Annotated in this window: 16 protein-coding genes and 1 tRNA gene; 11 read left to right on the top strand and 6 right to left on the bottom strand. The window is 38.4% G+C overall.

Annotation, left to right across the window (positions count from 1 at the left end):
* The first annotated feature begins 9 nt into the window (after positions 1 to 9).
* A complete protein-coding gene (locus PGN18_RS06375) occupies positions 10 to 3,054 on the top strand; it encodes a leucine--tRNA ligase (protein WP_335318578.1) in 3,045 nt (1,014 codons plus the stop codon).
* A 388-nt stretch (positions 3,055 to 3,442) separates the two neighbouring features.
* Here the strand turns inward: PGN18_RS06375 and PGN18_RS06370 are convergent, their stop codons facing one another.
* The gene (locus PGN18_RS06370) at positions 3,443 to 4,741 is read right to left on the bottom strand and encodes a DEAD/DEAH box helicase (protein WP_335318577.1); all 1,299 of its coding nucleotides are present in this window, start codon (positions 4,739 to 4,741) and stop codon (positions 3,443 to 3,445) included.
* Between the two features lie 574 nt (positions 4,742 to 5,315).
* On the opposite strand from PGN18_RS06370, the gene PGN18_RS06365 reads away from it, so the two are divergent.
* Positions 5,316 to 8,546 carry a SusC/RagA family TonB-linked outer membrane protein gene (locus PGN18_RS06365; RefSeq protein WP_335318576.1) on the top strand — a complete coding sequence of 1,077 codons (3,231 nt, stop codon included), beginning with the start codon at positions 5,316 to 5,318 and terminating at the stop codon, positions 8,544 to 8,546.
* A 15-nt stretch (positions 8,547 to 8,561) separates the two neighbouring features.
* Positions 8,562 to 10,274, top strand: a complete 1,713-nt coding sequence (locus tag PGN18_RS06360) for a RagB/SusD family nutrient uptake outer membrane protein (protein WP_335318575.1) — start codon at positions 8,562 to 8,564, stop codon at positions 10,272 to 10,274.
* A gap of 422 nt (positions 10,275 to 10,696) precedes the next feature.
* Here the strand turns inward: PGN18_RS06360 and PGN18_RS06355 are convergent, their stop codons facing one another.
* Positions 10,697 to 12,031: an MFS transporter gene (locus PGN18_RS06355; RefSeq protein ID WP_335318574.1), complete on the bottom strand. Its 1,335-nt coding sequence runs from the start codon at positions 12,029 to 12,031 to the stop codon at positions 10,697 to 10,699.
* A 70-nt stretch (positions 12,032 to 12,101) separates the two neighbouring features.
* Positions 12,102 to 13,439 (bottom strand): APC family permease, encoded by a 1,338-nt coding sequence (locus PGN18_RS06350; protein WP_335318573.1) that lies wholly within the window; start codon positions 13,437 to 13,439, stop codon positions 12,102 to 12,104.
* 397 nt (positions 13,440 to 13,836) lie between these two features.
* Between PGN18_RS06350 and PGN18_RS06345 the strand changes: the two genes are divergently transcribed.
* Positions 13,837 to 15,708, top strand: a complete 1,872-nt coding sequence (locus PGN18_RS06345; RefSeq protein WP_335318572.1) for a DNA topoisomerase IV subunit B — start codon at positions 13,837 to 13,839, stop codon at positions 15,706 to 15,708.
* A gap of 148 nt (positions 15,709 to 15,856) precedes the next feature.
* Here PGN18_RS06345 and PGN18_RS06340 read toward each other — a convergent pair whose 3' ends face one another.
* Together PGN18_RS06340 and PGN18_RS06335 are read right to left on the bottom strand one after the other, a co-directional pair.
* Positions 15,857 to 16,483: a carbonic anhydrase gene (locus PGN18_RS06340; RefSeq protein WP_335318571.1), complete on the bottom strand. Its 627-nt coding sequence runs from the start codon at positions 16,481 to 16,483 to the stop codon at positions 15,857 to 15,859.
* 407 nt (positions 16,484 to 16,890) lie between these two features.
* Positions 16,891 to 17,532 carry a Crp/Fnr family transcriptional regulator gene (locus PGN18_RS06335; protein WP_335318569.1) on the bottom strand — a complete coding sequence of 214 codons (642 nt, stop codon included), beginning with the start codon at positions 17,530 to 17,532 and terminating at the stop codon, positions 16,891 to 16,893.
* Positions 17,533 to 17,610: 78 nt separating this feature from the next.
* On the opposite strand from PGN18_RS06335, the gene PGN18_RS06330 reads away from it, so the two are divergent.
* The 3 genes from PGN18_RS06330 to PGN18_RS06320 all read left to right on the top strand — a co-directional run bounded on the left by PGN18_RS06330 (position 17,611) and on the right by PGN18_RS06320 (position 19,405).
* Positions 17,611 to 18,306 (top strand): HAD family hydrolase, encoded by a 696-nt coding sequence (locus PGN18_RS06330; protein WP_335318568.1) that lies wholly within the window; start codon positions 17,611 to 17,613, stop codon positions 18,304 to 18,306.
* Positions 18,303 to 18,947 carry a CatA-like O-acetyltransferase gene (locus PGN18_RS06325; protein WP_335318566.1) on the top strand — a complete coding sequence of 215 codons (645 nt, stop codon included), beginning with the start codon at positions 18,303 to 18,305 and terminating at the stop codon, positions 18,945 to 18,947. The genes PGN18_RS06330 and PGN18_RS06325 overlap by 4 nt, the downstream gene beginning before the upstream one ends.
* Positions 18,948 to 19,328: 381 nt before the next feature.
* Positions 19,329 to 19,405: transfer RNA gene (locus PGN18_RS06320), tRNA-Ala, on the top strand.
* A 111-nt stretch (positions 19,406 to 19,516) separates the two neighbouring features.
* Here the strand turns inward: PGN18_RS06320 and PGN18_RS06315 are convergent.
* The gene (locus PGN18_RS06315) at positions 19,517 to 21,382 is read right to left on the bottom strand and encodes a glycoside hydrolase family 97 protein (protein WP_335318565.1); all 1,866 of its coding nucleotides are present in this window, start codon (positions 21,380 to 21,382) and stop codon (positions 19,517 to 19,519) included.
* Positions 21,383 to 22,174: 792 nt separating this feature from the next.
* On the opposite strand from PGN18_RS06315, the gene PGN18_RS06310 reads away from it, so the two are divergent.
* The 4 genes from PGN18_RS06310 to PGN18_RS06295 all read left to right on the top strand — a co-directional run bounded on the left by PGN18_RS06310 (position 22,175) and on the right by PGN18_RS06295 (position 26,221).
* Positions 22,175 to 23,332, top strand: a complete 1,158-nt coding sequence (locus PGN18_RS06310; protein ID WP_335318564.1) for a hypothetical protein — start codon at positions 22,175 to 22,177, stop codon at positions 23,330 to 23,332.
* A gap of 707 nt (positions 23,333 to 24,039) precedes the next feature.
* Positions 24,040 to 24,609: an RNA polymerase sigma factor gene (locus PGN18_RS06305; protein ID WP_335318563.1), complete on the top strand. Its 570-nt coding sequence runs from the start codon at positions 24,040 to 24,042 to the stop codon at positions 24,607 to 24,609.
* The gene (locus tag PGN18_RS06300; RefSeq protein WP_335318562.1) at positions 24,590 to 25,339 is read left to right on the top strand and encodes a hypothetical protein; all 750 of its coding nucleotides are present in this window, start codon (positions 24,590 to 24,592) and stop codon (positions 25,337 to 25,339) included. Before PGN18_RS06305 ends, PGN18_RS06300 begins: the two co-directional genes overlap by 20 nt.
* Positions 25,340 to 25,435: 96 nt before the next feature.
* Entirely contained in the window at positions 25,436 to 26,221 is a 786-nt protein-coding gene (locus tag PGN18_RS06295; RefSeq protein ID WP_335318561.1) for an outer membrane beta-barrel protein, read from the top strand.
* The last annotated feature ends 90 nt before the right edge of the window (positions 26,222 to 26,311 follow it).

Below are 26,311 nucleotides of genomic sequence, written 5' to 3'. Positions count from 1 at the left end.
AAACTTGCAATGGATTACCAATTCAAAGAAATAGAACAAAAGTGGCAGAAATTTTGGGCAGATCATCAAACGTTTAAAGCCGAAAGCAATTCTGAGAAACCAAAATATTATGTGTTAGATATGTTTCCTTATCCTTCAGGAGCAGGCTTACACGTTGGTCACCCGCTGGGCTACATTGCATCAGATATTTTTTCAAGATATAAACGCCTTAAAGGCTTTAACGTATTGCACCCCATGGGCTACGATTCGTTCGGGTTACCAGCAGAGCAATACGCCATACAAACCGGGCAACATCCAGCCATTACCACTGAAGCTAATATTGCAACGTACCGCAGGCAGCTAGACCAGATCGGTTTTTCTTTCGATTGGAGCAGGGAAGTTCGCACCAGTGAACCTTCTTACTATAAGTGGACACAATGGATTTTTATGCAGTTGTTCAATTCCTGGTATAATATCGAAAACGATAGGGCTGAAGATATTAGTACACTGATCGAAAAATTCAATGCTTCTGGCACAACTGATGTAAAGGCGGTTTGTGATGAAGATACCAGGGTATTTTTGCCTAGTGATTGGGCAACCTTTACTGAAGAGGAAAAGCAGATTGAATTACTAAAGTACCGTTTGACCTATCTACGTGAGAGTACGGTGAACTGGTGCCCTGCTTTGGGAACGGTTTTGGCGAATGATGAAGTGAAAGACGGTTTTTCTGAACGTGGAGGTTTCCCGGTTGAGCAGAAGAAAATGATGCAGTGGAGTATGCGGATTACGGCTTATTCAGATCGCCTTTTGCAAGGTTTGGATACCATCGATTGGCCAGAACCGATTAAAGAAATGCAACGCAACTGGATCGGTAAAAGTGTTGGGGCATCCGTAAAGTTTGCAGTTGACAATTCGCAGTTGGCAGTTGAAGAAACTGAAAACTCAGAACCGAAAACTCGAAAATATATTGAGGTTTTCACCACCCGTGTGGATACCATTTTTGGTGTTTCATACCTGGTATTGGCTCCGGAACATGAGTGGGTTGCCGAATTGACCACTCCTGATCAGAAACAGGCTGTTGAGGAGTATATTGCTTTAACGAAAAAGAAATCGGAGTTAGACCGTATGGCCGATACCAAAACGGTATCTGGTGCTTTTACGGGTACATATGTAGTTAACCCGGTAAGTGGCGAACGCGTGCAGTTGTGGATTGCTGATTATGTATTGGCAGGATATGGAACCGGTGCTGTGATGGGCGTTCCTAGTGGCGATCAACGCGACTGGTTATTTGCTAAACACTTTAATTTGCCAATTGTACAGATTTTGGATGCACAGAAAGATATTGATATACAGGCAGATCCAACAAAAGAAGGGAGATATATCAATTCTGGTTTTATTAACGGGATGGAATACAAAGAGGCAGTTGCCTTTTTAAATAACTGGTTAGAAGAACGGGGTGCTGGCAAGGCAAAGGTAAACTTCCGTCAGCGCGATGCGATTTTTGGTCGCCAGCGTTATTGGGGTGAGCCAATTCCGGTTTATTTTAAAGATGGATTGCCTTATTTAGTTAAGGAAGAAGAATTGCCATTGTTGCTTCCGGAAATTGATAAATATTTACCAACTGAAAGCGGAGAGCCTCCATTGGCCAGGGCCGAAAACTGGTTGCCAAAAGAAGGCGGACATTATGAGCTAAGCACCATGCCAGGCTGGGCTGGAAGCAGCTGGTACTGGTACCGTTATATGGATGCGAATAACAACGACGATTTTGCCTCAATAGACGCGGTTGAATACTGGAAAGATGTTGATTTGTATATTGGTGGTTCTGAACATGCAACCGGCCACTTGTTATACAGCCGTTTCTGGAACAAATTTTTGAAAGATTTGGGTTACACCAAAGAAGAAGAGCCTTTCAAAAAACTGATCAACCAGGGGATGATTCAGGGAAGAAGTAATTTTGTTTATAGAGTAGGTAATTTTAGTTCGGCTTCAACAGGAGATATAGATCCTAATTCAATCTTAAGAAAAACTTTTATTTCTTTTGAAATTGTAGATAAAATCCAAAAAATATTTAAAAAATATTTAAAGTTTAAATCAATTTCATTTCATAGAGATAACTTTTCCACATACGGAGATGGAAGCGTTGAGTTTGAAAAGCAAGAATTGGATTTGTTAAATAAATTTAATACTTCATTATTTGATGTTTTAGGTGATATAAGGACTTCTTCAATAACAATCTATCCGGATACTTTTGTGCCTATACATGTAGATGTCAACATTGTCGAGAATGATATTTTAGATGTTAGTAAGCTGAAAACTTGGCGACCAGAATTCGAAGAAGCTCAATTTATTCTAGAAGGTGGAAAATACATTTGTGGTGTTGAAGTAGAAAAAATGTCGAAATCAAAATTCAACGTGGTCAATCCAGATGATTTGATAGAACGTTATGGTGCCGATACTTTGCGCATGTACGAAATGTTCTTAGGCCCGTTGGAGCAGAGTAAACCCTGGAATACCAATGGTATTGAAGGTGTATTTAAATTCTTGCGTAAATTCTGGAGATTGTTCCACAATGAGGCATGGGAATTCACCATATCGGATATTGAACCTACTAAGGCAGAACTGAAATCATTGCACAAAATCATAAAAAAGGTGCAGGACGATATTGAGCGTTTCTCATTTAACACTTCTGTATCAAGTTTTATGATTGCGGTAAATGAATTAACGGATCTGAAATGTAAAAACCGCCAGATTTTGAAAGATATGGTGATTATTCTTTCACCTTATGCACCACATATTTGTGAAGAACTTTGGGTATTATTGGGTAATGAAGCAGGAACTTTGTCATACGCCGCTTTCCCGACATTTAATCCGGAGTATTTGGTAGAAGATGAATTTGCTTATCCTGTTTCCATCAACGGTAAAATGAAAATGAACCTGAATTTGAGTTTGACATTAGCGCAACCAGAAGTAGAGCGCATTTTATTGGCTGATGAGCAATTCCAGAAATTTTTAGATGGAAAAGAGCCTAAGAAAATCATTTTCGTTAAAGGAAAGATTATTAATGTGGTTGTTTAGAGGTGGAAGGCGGAAGGTATAGGGTAGAGGGTTTTCCTTGCATTCGTCCTTAGAGAGGTGGAAGGCAGAAGGCAATAGGGTAGAGGGTTTTCCTTGCGCTTGCCTAAGCTAAAAGTACAAAAACCCGGGTTACGTTTCGTAACACGGGTTTTTTAATTAAGTATCGTCATTCCCGCGCAGGCGGGAATCTTAAAGCTTATTACATTAAGATTCCCAATCAAGTTGGGACGCTTTTTAATTTTTTAATCACCTTGTAGCTACTGCGTGGTCAGCATCTTCCTGCTATAAAGACCCTGAAATAAATTCAGGGTGACGGAGTAAATTAAATAAACGGGTATTTGATGTTTAAAGATGAATTAAACCTTCCACCTTTCAACCTTCAGCCTCACTAGTCTCTCTTCCTTCTGTTTCCGCCAAATTTCCTGTTGTTGCTGGCGTTGCGCGGTTTGCCGCTCATATTGCCGTCTCCACCTTTTTTAGCACCACCACCGCCTTTAGATTGAGCTTGAGGTTTACGTTTTACCTGGTTTTTGGCCAACATATTTTCCCAGCTTAATGGATACGGATGATCATCTACAACCGGAAGCGTAATTTTAATTAGTTTCTGAATATCCAATAAGTATTCATTTTCTTCCGCATCACAGAAAGAAATGGCAATACCGTTTGCACCGGCACGGCCTGTACGACCAATCCGGTGTACGTAAGATTCAGGAATATTTGGTAACTCAAAATTGAACACATGGGATAACTGATCAATATCAATACCGCGTGCAGCAATATCGGTAGCCACCAAAACACGTATTTTTCTATCTTTAAAATCGGTCAATGCCCTTTGTCTGGCATTTTGCGATTTATTACCATGGATAGCCGCCGCTTTGATCCCGGCATGACCTAAATCCTTCACAATACGGTCTGCGCCATGTTTGGTACGCGTAAAAACTAGGGCGGTCTGGATATTTTTATCCTCCAGAAGATGGATCAATAATTTCTTTTTATCTGGCTTATCTACAAAATAAACCGACTGAACGATGGTTTCTGCTGTGGAAGAAATCGGGGTCACTTCGACTTTCGTCGGACTAGATAAAATGGTGTTGGCCAACTTCTGGATTTCATCTGGCATGGTTGCCGAGAAAAATAAAGTCTGGCGTTTAGCTGGTAATTTAGCCACCACTCTTTTCACATCATGAATAAAGCCCATATCCAACATACGGTCAGCTTCATCTAATACGAAAAGTTCGATGGTATTTAAACTGATGAAACCCTGGTTCATTAAATCTAATAAACGGCCAGGGGTGGCCACTAAAATATCAACTCCTTTTTTTAATGCCTCTACCTGCGAAAACTGATTTACGCCACCAAAAATTACCAGATGGCGAAGATTCAAATTTTTGCCATAAGCTTTAAAGCTTTCCTCAATCTGAATGGCCAGTTCGCGAGTTGGTGTCAAAACCAACGCCTTGATATTTTTGGTTGCTTTGGTATTAATGTGTTTTTCGTGGAGTAACTGCAGCATCGGAATGGCAAAAGCCGCTGTTTTTCCGGTACCGGTTTGCGCGCAGCCCAATAAATCTTTGCCTTTTAATATGGTTGGTATGGATTGCTCCTGTATGGGGGTTGGTTGTGAATAACCTTCGGTCTCAAGCGCCTTTAAAATAGGCTCAATGAGGTTTAATTCTTTGAATAACATGTATGTTTTTTATAATTTATCGAAGAAGCTAGAACAATCAAATTGTTGAAGGACTAACTTGCGGAGAGAATATGCCATTCAGAATGGCAAGCCCTTATTCCTGCTTCGGCGGCAAAGATACAAAAAAATGTATAATGAACATATGTTCCAATGTCAATCATTATTACTCTGCATCAGCCTATATGTATTATTACGGTATATTATTTTTAATTAGTATTTTATAGATATATAATTTGTAGTATAATTATTTTTATATGTATATTTATTTTTATTTAAGTGTATATTTTACACTAATACATGATTAACGTTGGAATAAAATGTTATGTAAAGTGTAAATAAAAGCAACTAAAAAACCTGTCTAACCAACTATTTATGAGAAAAAAATTACTTACCCACAGGAGAAATCCATTCTTCTTACATGACTGCCTTATTTTTAAAACTAGCATAACCAGGCAAAATCAACTTGATAAATACTTCATCGTAAACTGATTGAAATAACTGATGCTGTTTGGCTTATCAAGCTAAATCGAACCCGAGTATAAATACGCATTATTTAACTAATCAATATAAACCTATGAAACAAAATTTATGCTGTATCAGGAGGAGGTTTCTTCTCTTGTGTTTGGGAATGTTATTTGCACTTGGTGCAATGGCTCAAACAAAAATCACTGGTAAAGTTATCGCGAGTGATGACAAATTACCGGTTGTTGGTGCTACAATCAAAATTAAGAATGGTACTGGAGGCACAACCACAGATGCCAACGGAACATTCTCTTTAAATGCAAAACCTGGCGATGTATTAGTGGTTTCCTTTATTGGATATGGGGGTAAGGAAGTAACAGTAGGCTCACAAACCAGTATTACAGTTATTCTGCAGGCTGAAAACAACAGTTTAACCGAAGTAGTGGTTACCGGTTATTCCGCTCAAAGAAAAAAAGACTTAACTGGTGCCGTTGCAGTGGTAAGCATGGATTTACTAAAAGCTCAGCCCGCCGCAAGTGCGGTAGAGGCACTTCAAGGTAAAGCTACCGGGGTACAGATCGTAAATGACGGCGCTCCAGGTTCCACACCACAAATCAGAATCAGGGGAAACAGTACCATTAATAATAACGACCCGCTTTATGTGATTGATGGAGTGCCTTTTGAAGGAAAGTTATCCTGGCTCAATCAAAATGATATCGAAAGTATGCAAGTTCTAAAAGATGCATCTTCAGCTTCTATCTATGGGGCGCGGGCAAATAATGGTGTCGTAATTATCACTACAAAAAAAGGTATATCCGGTGCACCAAAAATTTCACTTGATTCTTACTACGGTACGCAAGTACCAAGGCGAAGCAGCTTTCCTGAAATGATGAATCCTCAGCAATATGCACAATATGTATTTGACGGATACACCAATGCGGGCAAACCGATTGCTGCCGGTAAAAATTACGGTTCAGGTTCTACACCAATATTACCCGAATATTTAGTGGCAGGTTTGAAACTTGGTCAGGAGGTTACCGCGGCAGATGCAGACCCTTCCAAATATAATTACAGTCGTGATCCGAATCTATTTTACCAAATTACAAGGGCCAATAAAGAGGGTACCAATTGGTTTAGGGAAATTACGGAGGCTGCACCTGTTCAAAATTATCAGCTTAGTGCTTCAGGTGGCGGAGAAAATGCAACTTATGCCGTTAGTGCCGGATATCTCAATCAAAAAGGAACAATCAAGTATACCGATTTTAAACGTTATAGTTTTAGATCCAATACCGGGATATCTGCTTTTAATAAACGTGTGCGTTTTGGAGAGAATGCCCAATATAGTTATACTGAAGGTTACGGATTCGGGGTTAATCCCAACACCCCAGGTGGGTACCAGGATCAGGGAAGTGCACTAGGCTGGGCATACCGGATCCCTACCATTATTCCTGTTTATGATATTGCCGGAAACTTTGCCGGTAGTCGTGGTAGCCAGTTAGGTAATGCGGAAAATCCGCTTGCCTTTCTATATAGAGCCAAAGATAATATCAACAGAAACAATTTCTTTTTTGGTAACATTTTTGGCGAGGGTGATATCATTCCCGGGTTGGTATTAAAAACTAATTTTGGTATACGTTATGAAAACTATAATGGTTTATCTATGCGTTATCCAAACCTTGAATTTTCTGAAGGTAATAATTCAAACAATTTGAATGAGTATCAAGGATATAATACAGAATGGACCTGGACAAATACCTTAAATTATAGTAAAGTGTTCAATGAAAAACACAAGATAAATGCCCTAATTGGTACCGAGGCGATCAGGTCGAGATCCAGGCAATTAAATGGAGGCCGTAATGATTTTTTTCTCTTGGGTAATCCTGATTATTATTACCTGACTACTGGTTCTTCAAACATTAGCAACTCCAGTACCGGGGCCATAGGATCATTATTCTCCGTATTTGGTAAACTTGATTATTCCTTTAAAGATCGCTACCTGGCTAGTTTTACTATTCGTAGGGATGGTTCATCTAACTTTGGAGCAGCTAACAAATATGGTAATTTTCCAGCGGTTAGTGCCGGATGGCGGGTATCTGAAGAGGAATTTATGAAGAGTGTAAAATGGATTTCCGATTTAAAACTTCGCGGCGGTTACGGAGAAACCGGTAACCAGCGGATACCACCATATAATTACATGAACAGGTACGAAAGCTCTATTGCCAACGCTGCTTATGCAGTTGGTGGAGGAAATGGCCTTACCACTGGTGTGCGCCAAAATGCTTATCAAAATCCTGATATCAAATGGGAAGCAGTAAAATCTCTAAATATTGGTCTTGATTTTACCCTACTAGGCGGAGCTGTTGATGGATCGGTTGATTGGTATAACAAAAAAACAACTGATATGCTTTATCCTGTGCCTTTACCATCAAGTGTAGTTGGTTTAGGAAGTTCGCCTTTCGTAAACATCGGTGATATGAGCAATAAAGGGGTTGAATTTAATGTAGGTTATCATTATGGAAGAAATGCAGATAGCCCTTTTAAATTTGACGTTGGTTTAAACTTTTCAAAAAATAATAATAAAATTGTAAAGCTGGCACCTGGTATTTTTAACCAGGTATATGGTAATTACAGGAGTTTACAAACCAGTGTATTACAAGAAGGTTCACCTCTTGGCTCTTTTTTTGGATATAAAACAGCAGGAATTTATCAGAGCGCAGCCGATATTCAGAATAATCCTTCTTATTCAGGTGCAAGGGTTGGTGGATTACGTTATCAGGATATTAATGGTGATGGGATAATCGATCCGAAAGACCGCACTATAATTGGAAATCCGAATCCTGATTTTACCTATGGGGTAAACTTAAATGCATCTTATAAAAACTTCGATATTTCTGCTTTCTTATATGGTGTTCAGGGAAATGACATTTTTGAAGCTACACGTTATTTTACCGATTTTCCTTCCTTTGACGGTGCGAAAAGTGTTAGATTACTTAATGCATGGAGCCCAACCAATACCTCAAGTCTGATCCCGTCTTCTTATGCAGGTGCTTCAGATCTGGAGTTTGCTTCGTCAAGCTATTACATCCAAAAAGGAAGCTTTTTGAGGTTGAAAAATTTACAAATCGGCTATTCTATTCCAACGGCTAAAGTTTTTGGTCAAAATTCTGGTATCAGTAAATTACGGGTGTATGTTAGTACAAGTAACTTATTTACCATTACAAAATACACAGGTCTGGATCCAGAAATCAGTCAGATTGTAGACACTTTCACTGCTCCAGGAGTAGATCAAGGGGTTTACCCGTCACCACGTCAATTTTTAATCGGTATTAATGTTGGATTTTAATTAAAAGATATCAAGATGAAACATATAAAATATATTCTTCTTTCCTTTTTAGTTTGTATTACGTTTTCATGCAAGAAGGAATTTTTAACACTTCAGCCTCAAGGTCAACTATCAGAAGAACAGCTAATGAGCCAGGATGGAGTTGAGGGGCTTTTAATAGGTGCCTACGGCCTGTTAAACGGTAATGTGAATGGTACCTGGGGCAATTACGGTGCAGCACCCAGTCAATGGTTATTTGGTGAAGTCGCCTCAGATAATGCGCATAAAGGAAGCAGTACAGGCGATCAGCCTCCAATGAATGCCATTGAACAACATTCGCCAACCAGTACAAACGATAATTTATCAAATCTTTGGGACCGGTGTTTTGAGGGAATACAGCGTTGTAACAGTACGCTCAGAGTTTTAGCCAGTCTACAGGCCGGAGGAGGTTCTGCTAAATTTAATGATGCCCGTGCCAAGGAAATCCAGGGCGAAGCCAGGTTACTGCGTGCGCATTATTATTTCTTTTTGGTACGGGTATTTAAATCAGTACCTTATGTTACAGAAGCCAGTAATGGTACTTTTGTTCCAAATGATAAAGATATTTATCCTAATATTATAGCTGATCTTCAATTTGCTGTAGCCAATTTGAGTACCACAAAACCCAAAAACCAAAAAGGTAGGGTAGATAAATATGCTGCACAAGCTTATCTTGGGAAAGTTTATCTATATCAGAAAAAATATACTGAAGCATACGACCTACTAAACACGGTAATTTTGGCCAAGGCAGATTTAACCACAATGCCTTATTCAGATAATTTCGATATTACCAAAGAAGATGGTCCCGAAACGATTATGTCCGTTCAGCACTCCGTGGGTACGGATGGTACAGGCGGAGATAATGGAAACGTTGGCGATATGCTTAATTTTCCCTATGGTAATGCGCCAATTAACTGTTGTGGCTTCTTTCAACCTTCTATTGATTTAGCCAACTCTTTTAAAGTGAATGCTTTAGGTTTACCATTGTTGGATGGAAGCTATCGCAACGATCCATATAAATCTGATTTGGGATTGAGCGGTTCAGCTAAAGATAATTATGTGGTAGATAAAACTTTACCTTTAGATCCTAGAATTGAATCTACCATAGGGAGAAGGGGCGTTCCATACCGTGACTGGGGTTTAATGGCGGGCGACACCTGGATTCGTGATTCTAGTAATGGAGGGCCCTTTATCGCAGTTAAAAATACCATCGATATTGCTCAGTTAACCAGCGGAACCGCGCCAGGTTCTACCAACGTAAGTGGATTAAATGTGAATTTGATTCGTTTAAGCGATGTTTATTTAATGGCAGCAGAATGTGCGGTAGAAAATGGCGATTTAAACAGAGCATTAACGCTTGTAAATGCGGTAAGGGCACGTGCCGCTAAAATAACACCACAAACGATAAATGGAACACCGGCAGCTGCATATAAAGTTAGTCAGTACCTGGCATTTCCAGATGCTACTTATGCCAGAAATGCGGTACGTTTTGAACGGAGGTTAGAATTGGCATTGGAAGGACACCGTTTTTTTGATTTGGTACGTTGGGGAATAGTCAAACAAACCCTTGAAAGCTACTTCGCTTTTGAAGGCGGGTATTTTAACTACTTAAAAGGAATTACCATTGAAGCCAGGGATGAATATTTTCCTTTACCACAGGATCAGATTGACAGAAGTAAGGGTACATTAAAACAAAATACTGGATATTAGGCGAATTTTTAAATCGAATACACCTGTGGAGCGATGCTCAAAAGATTGCTCCGCAGATGTATTCTTACGTGATTTTAGGTCTTAATCTTTTTGCTGTAAGGGTGGCTTTTTGATAATCAGCAACTTTTGTTTTTCCAGATCATTTCACGGTCTCTGCCGATTGAAAAAAGTATTTTGCTTGGTAGAGGTTTAGCTGACTATAATATCGTTACTAAGGTTAGTTAAATAAATCCCTACCCGTTGCAGGTGGGCAACCGACAGCATTACCCCGATTATTTTATATGTTTTACTTACGGGAATTAAGCAAAGGGCAGCACTACTTTAACCGATACGGCACCGCAATTACTTTCCATAAAAAGATAGATATTATAGCAGTGTGCTGCTGATAAGGCTTTCAGGTTCGAACTTTTCAGATCCTTAAATTACTTTTCCTCTTTAAATCTGCTAAAAACCAACAGCGCTATTAAACAAAGCCCAAAACCTACCACGCCATTTAACCTTAATCCATAATCGTTGCCAGGATCTTTACCATAAATGGTGAGCATAGCGAAAATGGCAATTCCCAGGGTTTGACCAAGTTTTACAAAAAGATATTTCACCGCGAAGAACATGCCTTCGTGGTTTTCACCCGTTTTCAAAGTGTCTTTTTGGGCAATATCGGCCAAAATCGCAGTAGGTAAAATGCCCAGTGCTGCTAATGGAAAAGAGGCTGATAATACCAGGATGTAAATCTGCGTATATGGCCCAAATGGCAATTTACCTAAAAAGAAAATAGTAACGAAGATTAAACATAATACACCAAAGGCAAGCAATACAAAAGGTTTTTTGCCAATTTTAGCAGAACCAAAATTTACCAATGGATAAAATAACAAAGAAGCCATAACCATGGCGCCCATAAATTTTCCTCCTTCTGATTCTGGCAGGCCTAATAATACCGTACAGAAAAATAATAAACCGCTTGATATAATGCTCAACGCGGTATAAAAGGCAAAATCAGATATGAGGTAGTATTTAAAATTGCTGTTTTTAAACGTACTTTTTATAGCTGGCCATAATGGAACGTGAGTGGGCTTGGCAACGGTAAATTCTTTTTCGTTAATGAAAAGAATGGGTAATAACATCACCAATCCGGATAAGATACACAAACCCCATATGGCCGCCTGAATGGCTTCGCTGCGGTTGGCTACATGAAAATTAGCTTCAACCAGATCGGCAAAGTTGTTGGTGCAGGCAGATAAAATAATGCCGATAACGAAACCGACCTGCTGGTAGCTGGATAGTTTAACTTTTTGCCTGGGTGTATTGGTTACTTCGGCCAGTAAAGCATTATAAGGAATAATGTAGGTGGTAACCGATATAAAGAATAAACAAAGTGTAATGATGAGCCACCAGGCATTATGCAAACTTTCTGTTTTTTGGATGGGGTAAAAAACCAATCCGCAGAAAAGCATGGCTGGCACAATAGCCCATTTCATAAAAGGCATCCTGCGGCCGTTTTTGTCGGTACTCGCATCGCTTCTGGAGGCGATGAAAGGATCGTAAATGGCATCTACCAACCTGCCCGAGGCAGCAATTATAGAAAGGATATTAAATGCACCTAATAAAACAAGCTGTGGCACCAAAGGCGGTAAGCCAGCGTTACTTGGGGGCAGATAGAAATAGGGAAGCATGACGATGATGATGTTGGTCATCGTACTCCAGCCAATCATACCGGCGGCGTAAGCAATTTCTTGTTTTAAGGAGAGTGTTTTGTTCATTAATTATTTAAAAGGTGTTTTCTAAACTTCGCAGGTTTCAAAAACCTGCGAAGTTTGAATCGTGAATAAACTATTTTTTCTTAAACCACCTGCTCACAAAATAAATAGCCAGAAAGCCAGCAAAAATATATAAACCATTTAGCGCCGCATTTTGATCATCAGCATAAATACTGAAAGCAACAAAAGTATAAGCTGCAATAAATATAATAGGCAATATAGGATATAATGGCACAGTGTAGATGGTTTTTTTATCAAGATGCGCAGTTCTTTTTCGAAGAATGAAAATGGTGGCTGCAGAACTGGCCATACTGATGCTTTCTAAAAAAATGGTATAGTTTAAAATTTTATCGAAGGTTTTAGCATAGAAAATAATCACTACAGCAATCAAGGTGAAACCGGTTAAACTAATGGTAATTACTTCTGTTTTTTTGTTCATCCTGCTAAAAATTTTTGGCAGCGCACCTTCTTCGCCCATGGCAAACATAGCCCTTGGGTTGCTTAACAGATTTACATTGACATAACCCATTACCGAGAAAAAAATAATGACCGAAAGTGCATTAAATCCGGCCGGGCCAAATATTTTTGAAGCCAATATTGCTGCTATACTTTCGGCCGATTTTAACTCTTCGAAACCAATTACCTTTACGTATACATAATTAATGGCCAGGTAAAGAATTACGATGATGGTTAAACCGATAATAATAGAACGAGGAATTACTTTTTTAGCTTCTTTAACTTCGCCGCCAAAGTTGATGGTTTGTGCATATCCTGCATAAGAAAAAGAAACGGCAATCAAACAAAGGCCTAAAGCTTTTCCATAATCAGACCAGCTTGGTAAGGCACCGGTTGCGGTTTTAAAAATGGGTATAATGCTTTGTGTCTGGTTACCAAAAAATACCGCACAGATAAGCGTTAAAATCATTCCGATTTTAATAACCGTTAATACATTTTGTGTTTTGGCACTCGCTTTTAAGCCTAACAGATTAATTAAGTAAAACACCAGAATGGTGGTGATGGCTATGGCTACCCTTGATGTTTCGGTTTGTGCAGCCTGTGGTAAAATAATTTTGCTCAGGTATTCTGCTCCAATAATTGATATGGCTGCTACTGATGCCGCGCTTGAAATAATCACAATGCAGTTAATGGCAAAGGCAATGGAAGGATGGTAAGCCACCGAAAAAATTTTGTAATAGCCACCAGTTACCGGAAAACGTGATCCGATTTCGGCATAAGTTAATGCCCCACAAAAAGCCACAAAACCACCGATAAACCAGGCCAGGTAAAACAATTCGGGAATTTGCGCTTTCGCTGCTACGTTTACAGGTGTGCGGAAAACACCCATTCCAATAACCAAACTCACCACAATCATGGATAAATCAAAGAGCGACAGCTGTTTTTTCGGTTGCATCAATAAGAATATGAAATTAAGTGATGAAGATAGGGAAATTATGTAAAGATGTAATATGGATAATGGAAGAGGGAAGATGGATAATGGAAGATAGAAAAGGTTAGAAAGAGGATGAATTGGATCATGGTCTTTGGTTCATACTATGAACTATCAACCATCAAACAATCGACCATATGCTACCAGGCCTTATCCATTTTAACTATTCCATCCTTCATGTTTGTATGTTGAAACTTTCTTTTGTTTGCCTCGCGGAATAAATTTATTATTGTATGATAATTCTGAGGAACTTATTTAGAGATGTTTTTATTTCAATCATCAGGGTTATTTCTATACATTCTTCATCACTTTGCAGATCAAAAAATGCAGGGTTTTTTATTGAAGAACAGACGAACACATTATGGCAGAAGTAATTTATAACGACGACAGTATCCGCTCATTAGATTGGAAAGAGCACATCAGGTTACGCCCGGGTATGTATATCGGTAAACTTGGTGATGGCTCTGCACAGGATGATGGTATTTATGTTTTGTTAAAGGAAATTGTAGATAACTCTATTGATGAGTTTGTAATGGGAACCGGAAAAACCATTGAAATTACACTATCCGAACAAAAAGTGAACGTTCGCGATTATGGCCGGGGTATTCCGTTAGGTAAAGTAATTGATTGTGTAAGCAAAATCAATACAGGGGGTAAATACGATAGTAATGCTTTCCAAAAATCGGTGGGTTTAAATGGTGTGGGAACAAAAGCAGTAAATGCATTGTCGACCAGTTTTACCGTTCAGTCGTACCGCGATGGAAAAACCAAAAAAGTAGAATTTTCTAAAGGTGAAATTGTAACTGAAAACCCGGTTATTGACACCACGCAACGTAATGGTACTGCTATTACTTTTTATCCCGACGAAAGTATTTTCAGAAATTATCATTATATCCCCGATTTTGTAGAAAGCATGGTTTGGAACTATGTTTTCTTAAATACAGGTTTAACGATAAATTTCAATAATCAGAAATATTTTTCGGAGAGAGGCCTTTACGACCTGCTTTCTAAATTTAATAAACCCGAAGAAATCAGGTACCCGATTATTCACATGGTTGGTCCTGACATCGAAATTGCGATGACCCACGGTCAGCAATATGGCGAAGATTACCATTCATTTGTCAACGGGCAACATACCACACAAGGCGGAACCCATCAGGCAGCTTTTAGAGCAGCGGTGGTGAAAACCATTCGCGAGTTTTTCAAAAAGGAGTTTGATGCAGCTGATGTGCGTTCGTCCATTATTGCAGCCATTTCCGTACGCGTACAGGAACCTGTATTCGAATCGCAAACCAAAACCAAACTGGGATCACAGAACATGGGGCCGGAAGGGCCGTCTGTAGCTACCTTCATCAACGATTTTGTTAAGAAAGAACTGGATGATTATCTGCACAAGAATCCGGATGTTGCTGATGCCTTGCTAAAAAGAATTATGCAATCGGAGCGGGAGCGTAAGGATATTGCGGGGATTAAAAAACTGGCTAATGACAGAGCTAAAAAGGCATCTCTGCACAATAAAAAATTGCGCGATTGTAAGGTTCACTTCAACAGCACGCACGAAAAACGTTACGAAACTACTTTGTTTATTACAGAAGGAGATTCGGCTTCTGGTTCAATTACCAAATCGCGCGATGTAGATACCCAGGCCGTATTTAGTTTGAAAGGGAAACCGCTTAACTGTTACGAGCTGACCAAAAAGGTAGTATATGAAAATGAAGAGTTTAACCTGCTACAACATGCTTTAAATATTGAAGATGGTTTAGATGGATTACACTATAACAATATCGTAATTGCTACTGATGCCGACGTGGACGGCATGCATATCCGTCTACTGATGATGACTTTTTTTCTGCAGTTTTTCCCCGATCTGGTAAAAGCAGGCCATGTATATATTTTGCAGACACCGCTTTTCAGGGTCCGGAATAAAAAAGAAACCATTTATTGCTACAGCGATGAGGAACGTAAAAATGCGATCGAAAAACTGGGCAACAAACCTGAAATAACCCGATTTAAAGGATTGGGTGAAATTTCTCCGGATGAATTTGGTTTGTTTATTGGCAAAGACATTAGATTGGATCCTGTTATTTTGAAAGATCAGACCATTAAAAGCCTGTTAGAATATTACATGGGGAAAAACACCCCAGATAGGCAGCAGCATATTATCCGTAACCTCAGGATAGAGAAGGATGAGGTAACTGAAGAACCTAAAATGATTACGGAAGAGGTAGCTTAGCTATCCGTAGTTTATGTCTGTAGGAACCAGTTTTTCTTGCTAGTAAAAAGAGGTCAAGTTTTTAAAACTTCACCTCTTTTTTGTTTATTTAAAAAAAAATACTTTTTATTTTGGGCTTAAACACCATACAGTCAATGCCAAACGCTAATTAATACAGATTATAAATCTCCTTAATATCTTTCAAAATATTTTCGAAATCTATTTTAAGGTCGATTAATTTACCGGTGTGAATATCGAAAACCCAGCCGTGAACGGTTATTCCACGTTCGGTGATGGCTTGCTGTACCGCTGCGGTTTTTAACAGGTTAACACATTGTTCCTGCACATTCAGTTCTACCAATCTGTTATAACGCGCACCTTCATCCTCAATGGCATTTAACTCATCTTTATGGATACGGTAAACATCGCGGATATTTCTTAACCACGGATTTAATATACCCATATCAGCAGGTTGCATGGCAGCTTTAACGCCTCCACAGTTATAATGGCCGCAAACCACAATATGGTTCACTTTTAAATGCCGTACAGCGTAATTTAAAACAGTCATTACGTTTAAATCAACGTTGTTTACCAAATTGGCCACATTCCGGTGCACAAAAGCCTGCCCAGGTTGTATACCCATTAAGTCTTCAGCCGTAACACGACTATCTGAACATCCGATATACAAAAACTCCGGACTTTGTCCTTTAGACAGTTCAGTAAAATAATTGGGATCAATTGACAATTTTTCTGCGATCCATTTTTCATTGTTCTTAAAAACGTCTTCTACATTCATATTTATGCTTTAATTGGGTTTTTCGAGATAAATTGTTACTAAACTATTTATTCAATGATAATACCAAGGATAATCTTCTGCTACTAACGCATCAAAGTTAAAACGCCTCACAGTAGATTTCTTTTTAATAGAGTTATTAACAAAGTTTTATCCCTAAATGTTTAAGACCTGACAGATATTTAGAAAGGAAAGCTCCATGCGAAATTAAAGTTATGGTGTAGATTTTCAATGAAAGGAATTTACGGATTAGACTGACTTTAGCGGGTTCATAGGAAATAATTTATCCCAGGATTTATATTTTTAAAAGTATTGTTCCCTGTAAAAGTAGTTAAATTCGGTTATTTAAAGGATCATAAAAATGAATGGCTGATATTTGGCTTCTGGGTTCATAATTTAAATACTTCCCGTTATTTTAATCTTTCCAGTAGCTTTTTCATATTGGCTAGCTGGAGGGTATTTTTAAATTCAGATGTATCAAAATCTCCTTTAATTACAATCTGTTTTAAACTTCTGTTAAAGCTTCTTACGGAAATGCCGAGATAGGCTGCCATATCTTCTTTAGAAATGGAAATATGCTCATCAGCCTGTAGTTTGAGCAATTTTAAAAGTGCATATTCCAGGGTATACAATTGCTGGAAAGATGCACGTGTACTGGTTTGTATAATTCTTGTAGATAATTCCTGGAGTAAGAGCGTGGTGAATTCGTTATTTTTATCAATCAAAGAAAGAAAAAGAGGGTGAGGTATAACATAGGCCATAACATCATTAATTGCAGCAACATTGCACAGGCAAGTAATCTTTTTTAGCGCTTCCAGCTCGCCAACGACTTCGCCCTTACCTAAAAATTCGATAATAAAGTCCTTACCGTTTTCCTCAGAAATAAAACATTTGCTGATTCCATCTTTAATGATGTAAATATTACTGATTTTTTCCCCCTGTTCAATAAATCTATATCCTGCTTTAAAGTTTTTAAGCGTAATATCTGCCTCCTCGTTTTCAGCACAAAAGCGATCAATAAAAGATAAGAAAGTAAGGTTTGTACGTAGCATATTTATTTAATCGAGACAAATGTCCTTTTTTAAAGGGAATCGTTGCTTTACTTTTGAGGTACTAAAGTAAGCATAACCATGAAAAATCAAATTACTGTAATTGCTTTTGATGCAGATGATACGCTTTGGGTAAACGAGCCTTATTTCAGGGAAACCGAAAATCAGTTTGCAGGTCTTTTAGAAGATTTTATGCCACACCATAACATCCTGGCGGAGCTTTATAAAACGGAAATAGCCAATTTGCCGCTTTATGGTTACGGAATTAAAGGTTTTGTATTGAGTATGATCGAAACTGTTCTAAAAATAACAGACGGCAAAATAGATCCAATGGTAATTAACAGAGCGATAGAACTGGGACAGGAGATGCTTCAAAAACCGGTAGAATTGCTAGATGGGGTAGAAGAAGTGCTAAAAGCCTTAAATGGAAAATATAAACTGGTGGTGGCTACCAAAGGTGATTTATTGGATCAACAACGAAAATTAACCAAATCAGGATTGGATCATTATTTTCACCATATCGAAATTATGAGTGATAAACAGGAAAGAGATTATCTAAAACTGATCAAACACCTGGATTGTAAGCCTGAGGAATTCTTAATGTTGGGTAATTCCTTAAAATCGGATGTTTTACCCGTATTGAATATTGGTGGACATGCCGTTCATATCCCTTTTCATACTACATGGGTGCATGAGCATATTGATCATACCATTGAGCATACAAATTTTTACCAAATGGAAACGTTATCTGAAGTTTTACCAAAATTAATTGAATGAAAGAGAAAATAGATATCAATACCTGGATCAGAAAGGATCATTTTAAATTTTTCAGTGCCTTTGAAGAACCTTTCTTTGGTTTAACTGTGGAATTAGATTGTACCGCTACCTATAAAGAAGCAAAGGAACAAAACGTTTCCTTTTTCCTGCTTTATCTGCACAAATCATTAGTGGCCGCTAATCAGTTAGAACCTTTTAAGTTCCGCATTATTAATGATGAAGTTTGGAAATACGATACTGTAAATGCTGCGGCCACCATTAACCGCCCCAATGGAACTTTTGGATTTGGTTATATGGATTTTTATGAGGGTTTTGAAGATTTTAGAATTGCAGCTAACCAGGAAATTGAAAAAGTAAAAACCAGTACTGGTTTAATCCCTTCCGCATCAGGCGAAAATGTGATCCATTATTCTGCACTGCCCTGGTTAAATTTCACTTCTTTGTCACATGCCCGTAACTACGCTTATCAGGATAGTTGCCCTAAAATATCTTTTGGCAAGCTTAGGGATAAAAACGAAAGAAAAATAATGTCGGTTTCTATCCATGTAAATCATGCTCTGATGGATGGGTTTAACGTTGCCCAATTTGTAGATTGCTATCAGGCGCTGTTAGATAACAAAGAAGTTAATGTATATATCTAGTCTAAACCTTTAATTAAAAAACTAAATAACATTTAATATTTGGTTAACATTCGAAATTAATATTGGGTAATGTTTATCGTAGCCGTTATTATTATTCCTTTCTACCTTTTGGCGCTTATAGCCATGTGTTATATGGAGTGCCTTAAAGGCTATAATGTTTTGTATTATATTATTGGTTGCCATATTTGTATTCTTTCTGTGCATCAAATATCCCATGCAATCTGCTCTTGCGATAATCTGTTTAATGGCGTTGTTTGCTTTTAAATTTAAAGATTAATTAAATTTTAAATTATCATTTGCATTCGAGAAAGTATTTGTTATTTTTGCTGCTCAAGCAGGGAAGCTTGTTATTCAATGCGAAATTATTGAATAGTAAAAATTGGGGGATTAGCTCATTTGGCTAGAGCGCTTCGCTGGCAGTGAAGAGGTGATCGGTTCGAATCCGATATTCTCCACCATAATTAAAAACCTTTCAGGAAGCTGAAAGGTTTTTTTGCTTACATGATCCCTGTACTGCAAATAGGAACACTTAGTATTTTAATCATGCTAAGGATATTCAAAGATTCAGCTTAATTCACTTTTCTGATAAGAATACAGGCGCCACCACCAGGCGCGAGTTTAACGTGAACTATACTGCCAGATGTAACACTTATTTCTTTCGAGGTATAGCCTTCTTTATGCGTACGATAATCAGAGTCTTTACTATCCTGAATAACAGTTGCATGGTAGTTGCCTTTACCTAAGAAAGCTAACGGTATTTCGAGATCGCGTGGCTCCTCATTAGTAGCTGCACCCACCAGCCATGTTCCATCGGCTGATTGCCTGGCCATGGTAATGTATTCTCCAATAACACCACTAAGGGTTTTACTTTCTCTCCAGGGCATCTTTTCTGAAGCGTAAAACGCTAATATTTCCGGATGTTTTTTGTAATTTTCGGGGATATCCGGGATTACCGTAACACCTGAAAACATGATCAAAGTCCGCGCTGCTTCACCAACCAAAGTAGAGGGGACAGGTGAAGGTTCGTCAACGCGGCCAGCCTGAGTAAGGTCAGCCAGTCCATTATTCATATCAATAGGGCCAGCGAGCATGTTGACAAATACTTCTGTTACAAATGTTTTAGGGGCAACCACGCGATGCGCATCCAGTTGAGCAGGGCCATACTCGCGCGTTAGCGCATTTGGCCAGGTACGCATCTGTCCATATGGATGAACAGGGCCATCATGAAAATCGCATAACAAATGGTATTTGGCACATAATTCTGTGATGAGCTTGGTCCGGATATTTTTTTCTTCCGGATCGCCAATCATAAAGCCATATTTTATCCCTGCTGCACCCCAATCACTGTATTGTTTTAATGTTTGCTCAATTGGATATTTACGGCCGCCAACATCATTGATATAAAGCCAGATACCAATACCTTTAGTTTTGGCATAAGTAATAATTTCATGCACTTGGGCCACCTTGCCACCTTTAACCGGATCAGAACCTTCTGCAAATTCTGGCCCGTACCAATCAGCATCCAGCATCAGGTAACGCATACTGCTTTGCGCTGCGAAATCAACCATACGCTTCCATGATGGTAGCGACATTTTATACTCGAAGTTATCTACTCTGGCACCATTAATTCGCCAATCCCATACTGCAACTCCAGGTTTTACCCATGAAAAGTCAGTGTTTTTTGCTGGCGGTGGGTTTAATAGTTCTATCAAATGTGAGTCAACCAATTCTCCAGGTGTGCGTCCATACATTACAACCCGCCAGGCAGAATTAGACTTTGAAGCTATGGTTAAGTTTTTTGAGCCTTTTTTTGATTCCAGTATAAGCGGTTCACCCTGCTCTAAATCAGCCTCATGCACCGCCATATAATTATGGTCATCAGCCATTACCGTCATCACCGGCAAACGCTTTCCATCTACATCTGTTAATTTTTGCGGACCAATATTGTGAAGTTCTCCATTGTAAAACCATGCGGTGTAATCTCCCTGAAAATTAAATTGTGTTAAATCTTTTGTTCTGAGTCTTCCCGGAGGCAACAGGTATCTAATCGCAAAACCATTATTATATGCCCGTGCAACTATTTTATAGGCTTTTAAATCCAATGTAATTTCATTAAATTGATCTGGTACAACGGTTCGTTTTCCCCATACAGGCTTCCATACAGCATTTACTGATCGACGGCTTGCCCTGATAAATCGGGTTTGCTTTAAACTATCCAAACCCAGTGCCGATGGTCCAATTAGTATTTTTCCGTATGCGGTAAATGCATATGTGACTTGTTTTAGGTCTGAAAAATTAAAAGAAATTAGGAGTTTGCCATCAGGCGATTTAAGGGTTTCGGCTTTACGGGCTATTTGTGAAAAAACAGCGTTTACACTAAATGCGAAAAAAGCAATTGCTAAGCAACTTAACTTTAAAAATTTAATTTTATTCATAGTGCTAATCATCACCAAGGCTATTTATGCCTTGGTGATTTTGAAAAATGTAATGGCCAAAGGGGGTGCGATGCGTCCAGGGCCTTTTAATTGAATTCATAGAGCATGTTAAGCGGCCCGAAGAATCCACATCTCATATCTTGATAAGTAAGCCTTATCAGGTTGGTTATTTTAGCGAGACCCTTTTAAACTCATATTTAGGTAATTGCATTTTTTATTAATAGATGCGCTAAAATTAAACTTAAGGCGAGTGCCTTCATGAGGAATTGATTTCGCTGTTTCTCATACTAAATGTATTTAGTTAGTTATTGGCGAATCATCGATCAAAATTGATTGTATGGCTTTAATCCGCTGATACAAAACTACTTTCTGCTACATTTAAAATTTTGGTGCAAATGGACTTTTTTTTGTACAAATCCGACATATTTTGAATTTGTTAACAAGAATAGAAATATTTTTTAGTTTTTAAAAGAGAAAATATTTAGCGTTTAATCAATTTCATTTAGATAGTTATCGCCATACTTTACAAGCGTGACTATCATTGAGATGGCCAATGGAATTTTAGGCTTTTCTAAGTATATATAAAGATCACATAAATCTGGGGCAAGTGAAACTATATTGAATTATAATGACTGTTACCGATTTATTATACAGATGGAGGGAGGAGAAGATTATGAAATCAAGCCGTAACTAAGTTTATCGATTGCTTTGTTTTCCTTGCGTAAACTTCGCATGCATTGCGGCTAAATAAACCAAAAACTATTCTAAATTTGATCGATAAAATCCAAGCTCATGTTTACAACCTCGGACCTGAAAAAGTCCTTACTACTGATAACTTTTCTTTTTAGTTCTTATTTTGCTTCAGCACAGTTTAATCAATCCGCCTTCGAAAACAGGATCCGTTCGGATAGCAGTTTAACCAATGAGGTTCATCTTAACTTTTATAATTTAAACTACGTTCGTAATTACGAGTATACCAACGATTTTCATGACGGTTATACGCTATATGGAACACAGTTACAGCCTCAGTTGGTGTATTACGCACATCCAAACCTGGCCATCACCGCAGGTGCTTTTATCAGGAAAGATTTCGGGCGGAACGGAATTTCTGATGCGAAACCCTTGTTTAGTGTAAAATACCATAAGCGTAACCTCACTTTAATTTTTGGTAGTTTAGAAGGAAATATCCAGCATAAGTATATCGAGCCTTTATACGATTTCGAAAGGATTTTGACTACGCCGATTGAATATGGAACACAATTATTGGTAGAACGTAAGAAATTTACTTTAGATGCATGGATTGCCTGGCAAAAAATGATTTATAAGGGTGATCCAACCAAAGAAGAAATTATCGGTGGATTATCAACAGAGAGTTTTTTAATCAAGAACGATGACTGGAAGTTGAGCATTCCCGCACAGTTTTTAGCTTTCCATCAAGGTGGGCAGATAGATGTGCTAAAAGAAATCCCGATTACAACCATGTTTAATGGTGCAACGGGTATAAAGTTGCATAGAGACATTAATAGCAATATTAAACAGGTCTATACGGATAACTATATCGCTGTTTACAAAGATTTTTCTCCTGATAAAAGAAGGGCCTACCAAGGTGGTTTTGGTTTATGGTTAAATGCAGGGGTAGAAAGTAAATGGGGAAGTTTAGTAGCGTCTTACTGGAAAGGCAATAACTTTATTTCGATTAAAGGGATGCCGCTATACGAGTCAGTTTCCGATAATTTATATAGTCCGGGCTTAAAGCAAAGCTCCAGAAACCTTGTTTCGTTGCGTTATGCTTACCAAAAAGAATTGATCCCACATTTATACTTTGATGTGCGTTTTGAACCACATATTGATTTAGATCATACCGATAAACAACTTCAGTTTAACCATTCGTTTTTTATAACTTATAAGCAAGATTTTAAATTGTTTAAGGCGAAAAAGGAGGGAAGGTAGAGGGTAAAAAGGTAGAGGGTTTAAGGTTTAGGGTGTAGGGTTGAAATTCATCCATATCAAACCCATAGTTTTAAAAAGCTAAGGGATTTGTTATTTTTAAGCATTGCCTTTGGTTCTTAAACCCCTGCCCGTGCAGGCGGGCGATAGCAGCGGGAAACACGAAGGAGAGGAACGAGCCGAGGCTTTGAAGTGGATAGCGGGACGAACACTTTAAGATTGCTTCTGCCTTTGCTTTCCAAATCAGAAATCTATATCTTTCCTTAAAATTGTATGTAACCATTTGTTTTTCCTGAGTTATAAGCAGGATTTTAAATTGTTTACGGCGAAAAAGGAGGGAAGGTATAAGGTAAAAAGGTAGAGGGTTTAGGGTGTAGGGTTGAAATTCATCCATATCAAACCCATAGTTTTAAAAGCTAAGGGATTTGTTATTTTTAAGCATTGCCTTTGGTTCCTAAACCCGATAGCAGCGGAAAACACGAAGGAGAGGAACGAGCCGAGGCTTTGAAGCGGATAGCGGGACGAACACTTTAAGATTGCTTCTGCCTTTGCTTTCCAAATCACAAATCTATATCTTTCCTAAAAAATCTTAAGTAATTTATCTATTTGATAATCAGGTTTATAAATGATTTTTTAACATTATTTAACTTTTTTTCTCTCTCCATGCAACCATTGTTTGTAATCTGCCATCTTCTATATACAAACACACAATGAAATTGACGCGAAGCTATACAATAAACGATTTGATGGAAGGCTGCAAAGCTGGCGACCGGAAGATGCAAGAGTTGCTTTACAAGCAAACAGCATCAAAGATGTTGGCCGTTTGTATGCGCTACGCTAAAGATAGGATGGAGGCTGAAGATGTATTGCAGATGGGCTACATTAAAGTTTTTCAGAAAATTAAGGAATACCGGGGCGAAGGTTCTTTTGAAGGTTGGATTAGGCGGGTAATGGTGAATACCGCTATTGAGAGTTACCGTAAAAATTTACGCAGCTTAAATGTAGTGGAAATGGATGAGGCTTATGAACAACCATCAACCGGATTTGATTTTAGCCGTTTGGGTATGCAAGACCTGATGAAAGTGATACAAAAACTAGCTGATGGTTACCGGATGGTTTTTAACATGTATGTGATTGAGGGGTACTCACACAAGGAAATCGGCGAAACATTAGGCATCTCGGAAGGGGCGAGCAAATCGCAATTATCGAGAGCGAGAGCAATATTAAAAGAAGAAATTATAAAAATGGAGGGATTTGGTTATGCAACCTATACGGGATAAGGATTTTGATCAATTATTTAAGGATGCTTTTGCTGATGCGGAAGTAATACCCTCGAGAGATTTGTGGAGCAATATAGAAAGCGAAATCGCACCGAAGAAAAAAAGAATTATACCCATATATTGGTTATCGGCTGCAGCGATTTTATTGATCGCCACGATTGGAATTCTGATTTATCAGCAACAAAATGCAACCATTGCGGGTAAAAAATTAGTTAGTAATGCTATTAAAAACACTAAACCGGAGGTAGAGGAATCAATTGCTAAAGATACAGCTGGTACAATACGTGAAAATGTTGAACCAGTTTTACCAGTTGAACCTAAAGCCGTTAGCGCTGTTGCCAAAACAGATGTTAAAAAGGAAATAAAACCTACGGTATTAAAAGAAAAGAAAAGCATTGTTACCGCACCTGAAATGCTGAAAGAGGAAACCCTTATAGCTAAAGTTGAGGAGCCTAAAAAAGACCTTAAAACGAAAATTGAAGAAGCGATTCTGCAACCAAAAGAAGAGGTAATAACCGCGGCTGTTACAACTCCGGTTAAAACAGATGAACCTGTTAACGATAATGAACAAAGTAAGGGCATCCGTAATGTGGGCGATGTGGTAAACCTGATCGTTAACAAAATGGATAAAAGAAAAGATAAACTGATCCAGTTTCGTACTGATGATGATGATTCTTCCCTTTCATCAATCAATATCGGACCTTTTAAATTTGGTAAACGGAAAAAATAGCAGTTTTAGTTAACAGTTGCCAGTTTGCAGTTTTCAATTGGCTGTGTCCAACATTATAACTTTACAACATTCAAACAATATAAAACACACAAAGATATGAAACGTCTAATTTATACAACACTTTTGGTAAGCGGACTTGCCGGTGTTATGGCTCCTGGTGCTTTTGCTCAACAAGATAGTACTAAAAAGAAAACAGATTATAGTGAGGGACATGGCATCATCATTAAAACCAAAGCTGCAGATTCAGTAAAAAAGGGCCGTTTTGTGGGTGGTATTACTTTCACCCGTGTAGATTTAGGTTTCTCCAGGTTAATTGATAATGGCAGCTTCAATTTATCGCCAAATAACGATTTCCTGGATTATAAAGGCGGCAAAACCAGTACCTTCTCTTTCGATGTTTTGCAATTTGGATACCGTTTTAATTCAAACTTTAAGGTTTATGTAGCGGGAGGGTTTGACTGGACTTTGATCCGTTTAAGAAAAGATATTACCATTGCTAAAAACACGAACGAATTTGTTTACACAGATCAGTCGCCGGTACATTTCTCTAAAAACCGTTTCTCAAGCAGCTATGTACACATTCCATTGAATTTTGAATTCCGTACTGCAGAAAACAAAAATGGCAAAAGGTTTTACCTGGTATTAGGTCCGGAGGTTAGCTTCTTGTTAAACGGAAAAATTAAACAGGTTAGCGAAGAACGCGGTAAAGAGAAACAATACGATAACTACCACTTTCAATCAGTTCGTTACGGTGGTACCATTAGGTTTGGTTATGGCGGTTTAGGTCTGTTTACCAAATACTATTTCAACGATATGTTTACCACGCCACAACAAGCTGGTTTAAAAAATATGAGCTTCGGGGTTACTTTCGGCTTAAATTAGCCCCTATCAATTTAATAGACTAATCAAGTCTCTCCTTTAGGAGAGATGTCCGAAGGACAGAGAGGTTAACACACAAATAAACAGATCCTG

Source organism: Pedobacter terrae, assembly GCF_036946585.1.
Lineage (GTDB): Bacteria > Bacteroidota > Bacteroidia > Sphingobacteriales > Sphingobacteriaceae > Pedobacter > Pedobacter terrae_C.
Note: the sequence above shows the minus strand (reverse complement) of the source record. Positions and strands in the feature narration are given on the sequence as shown.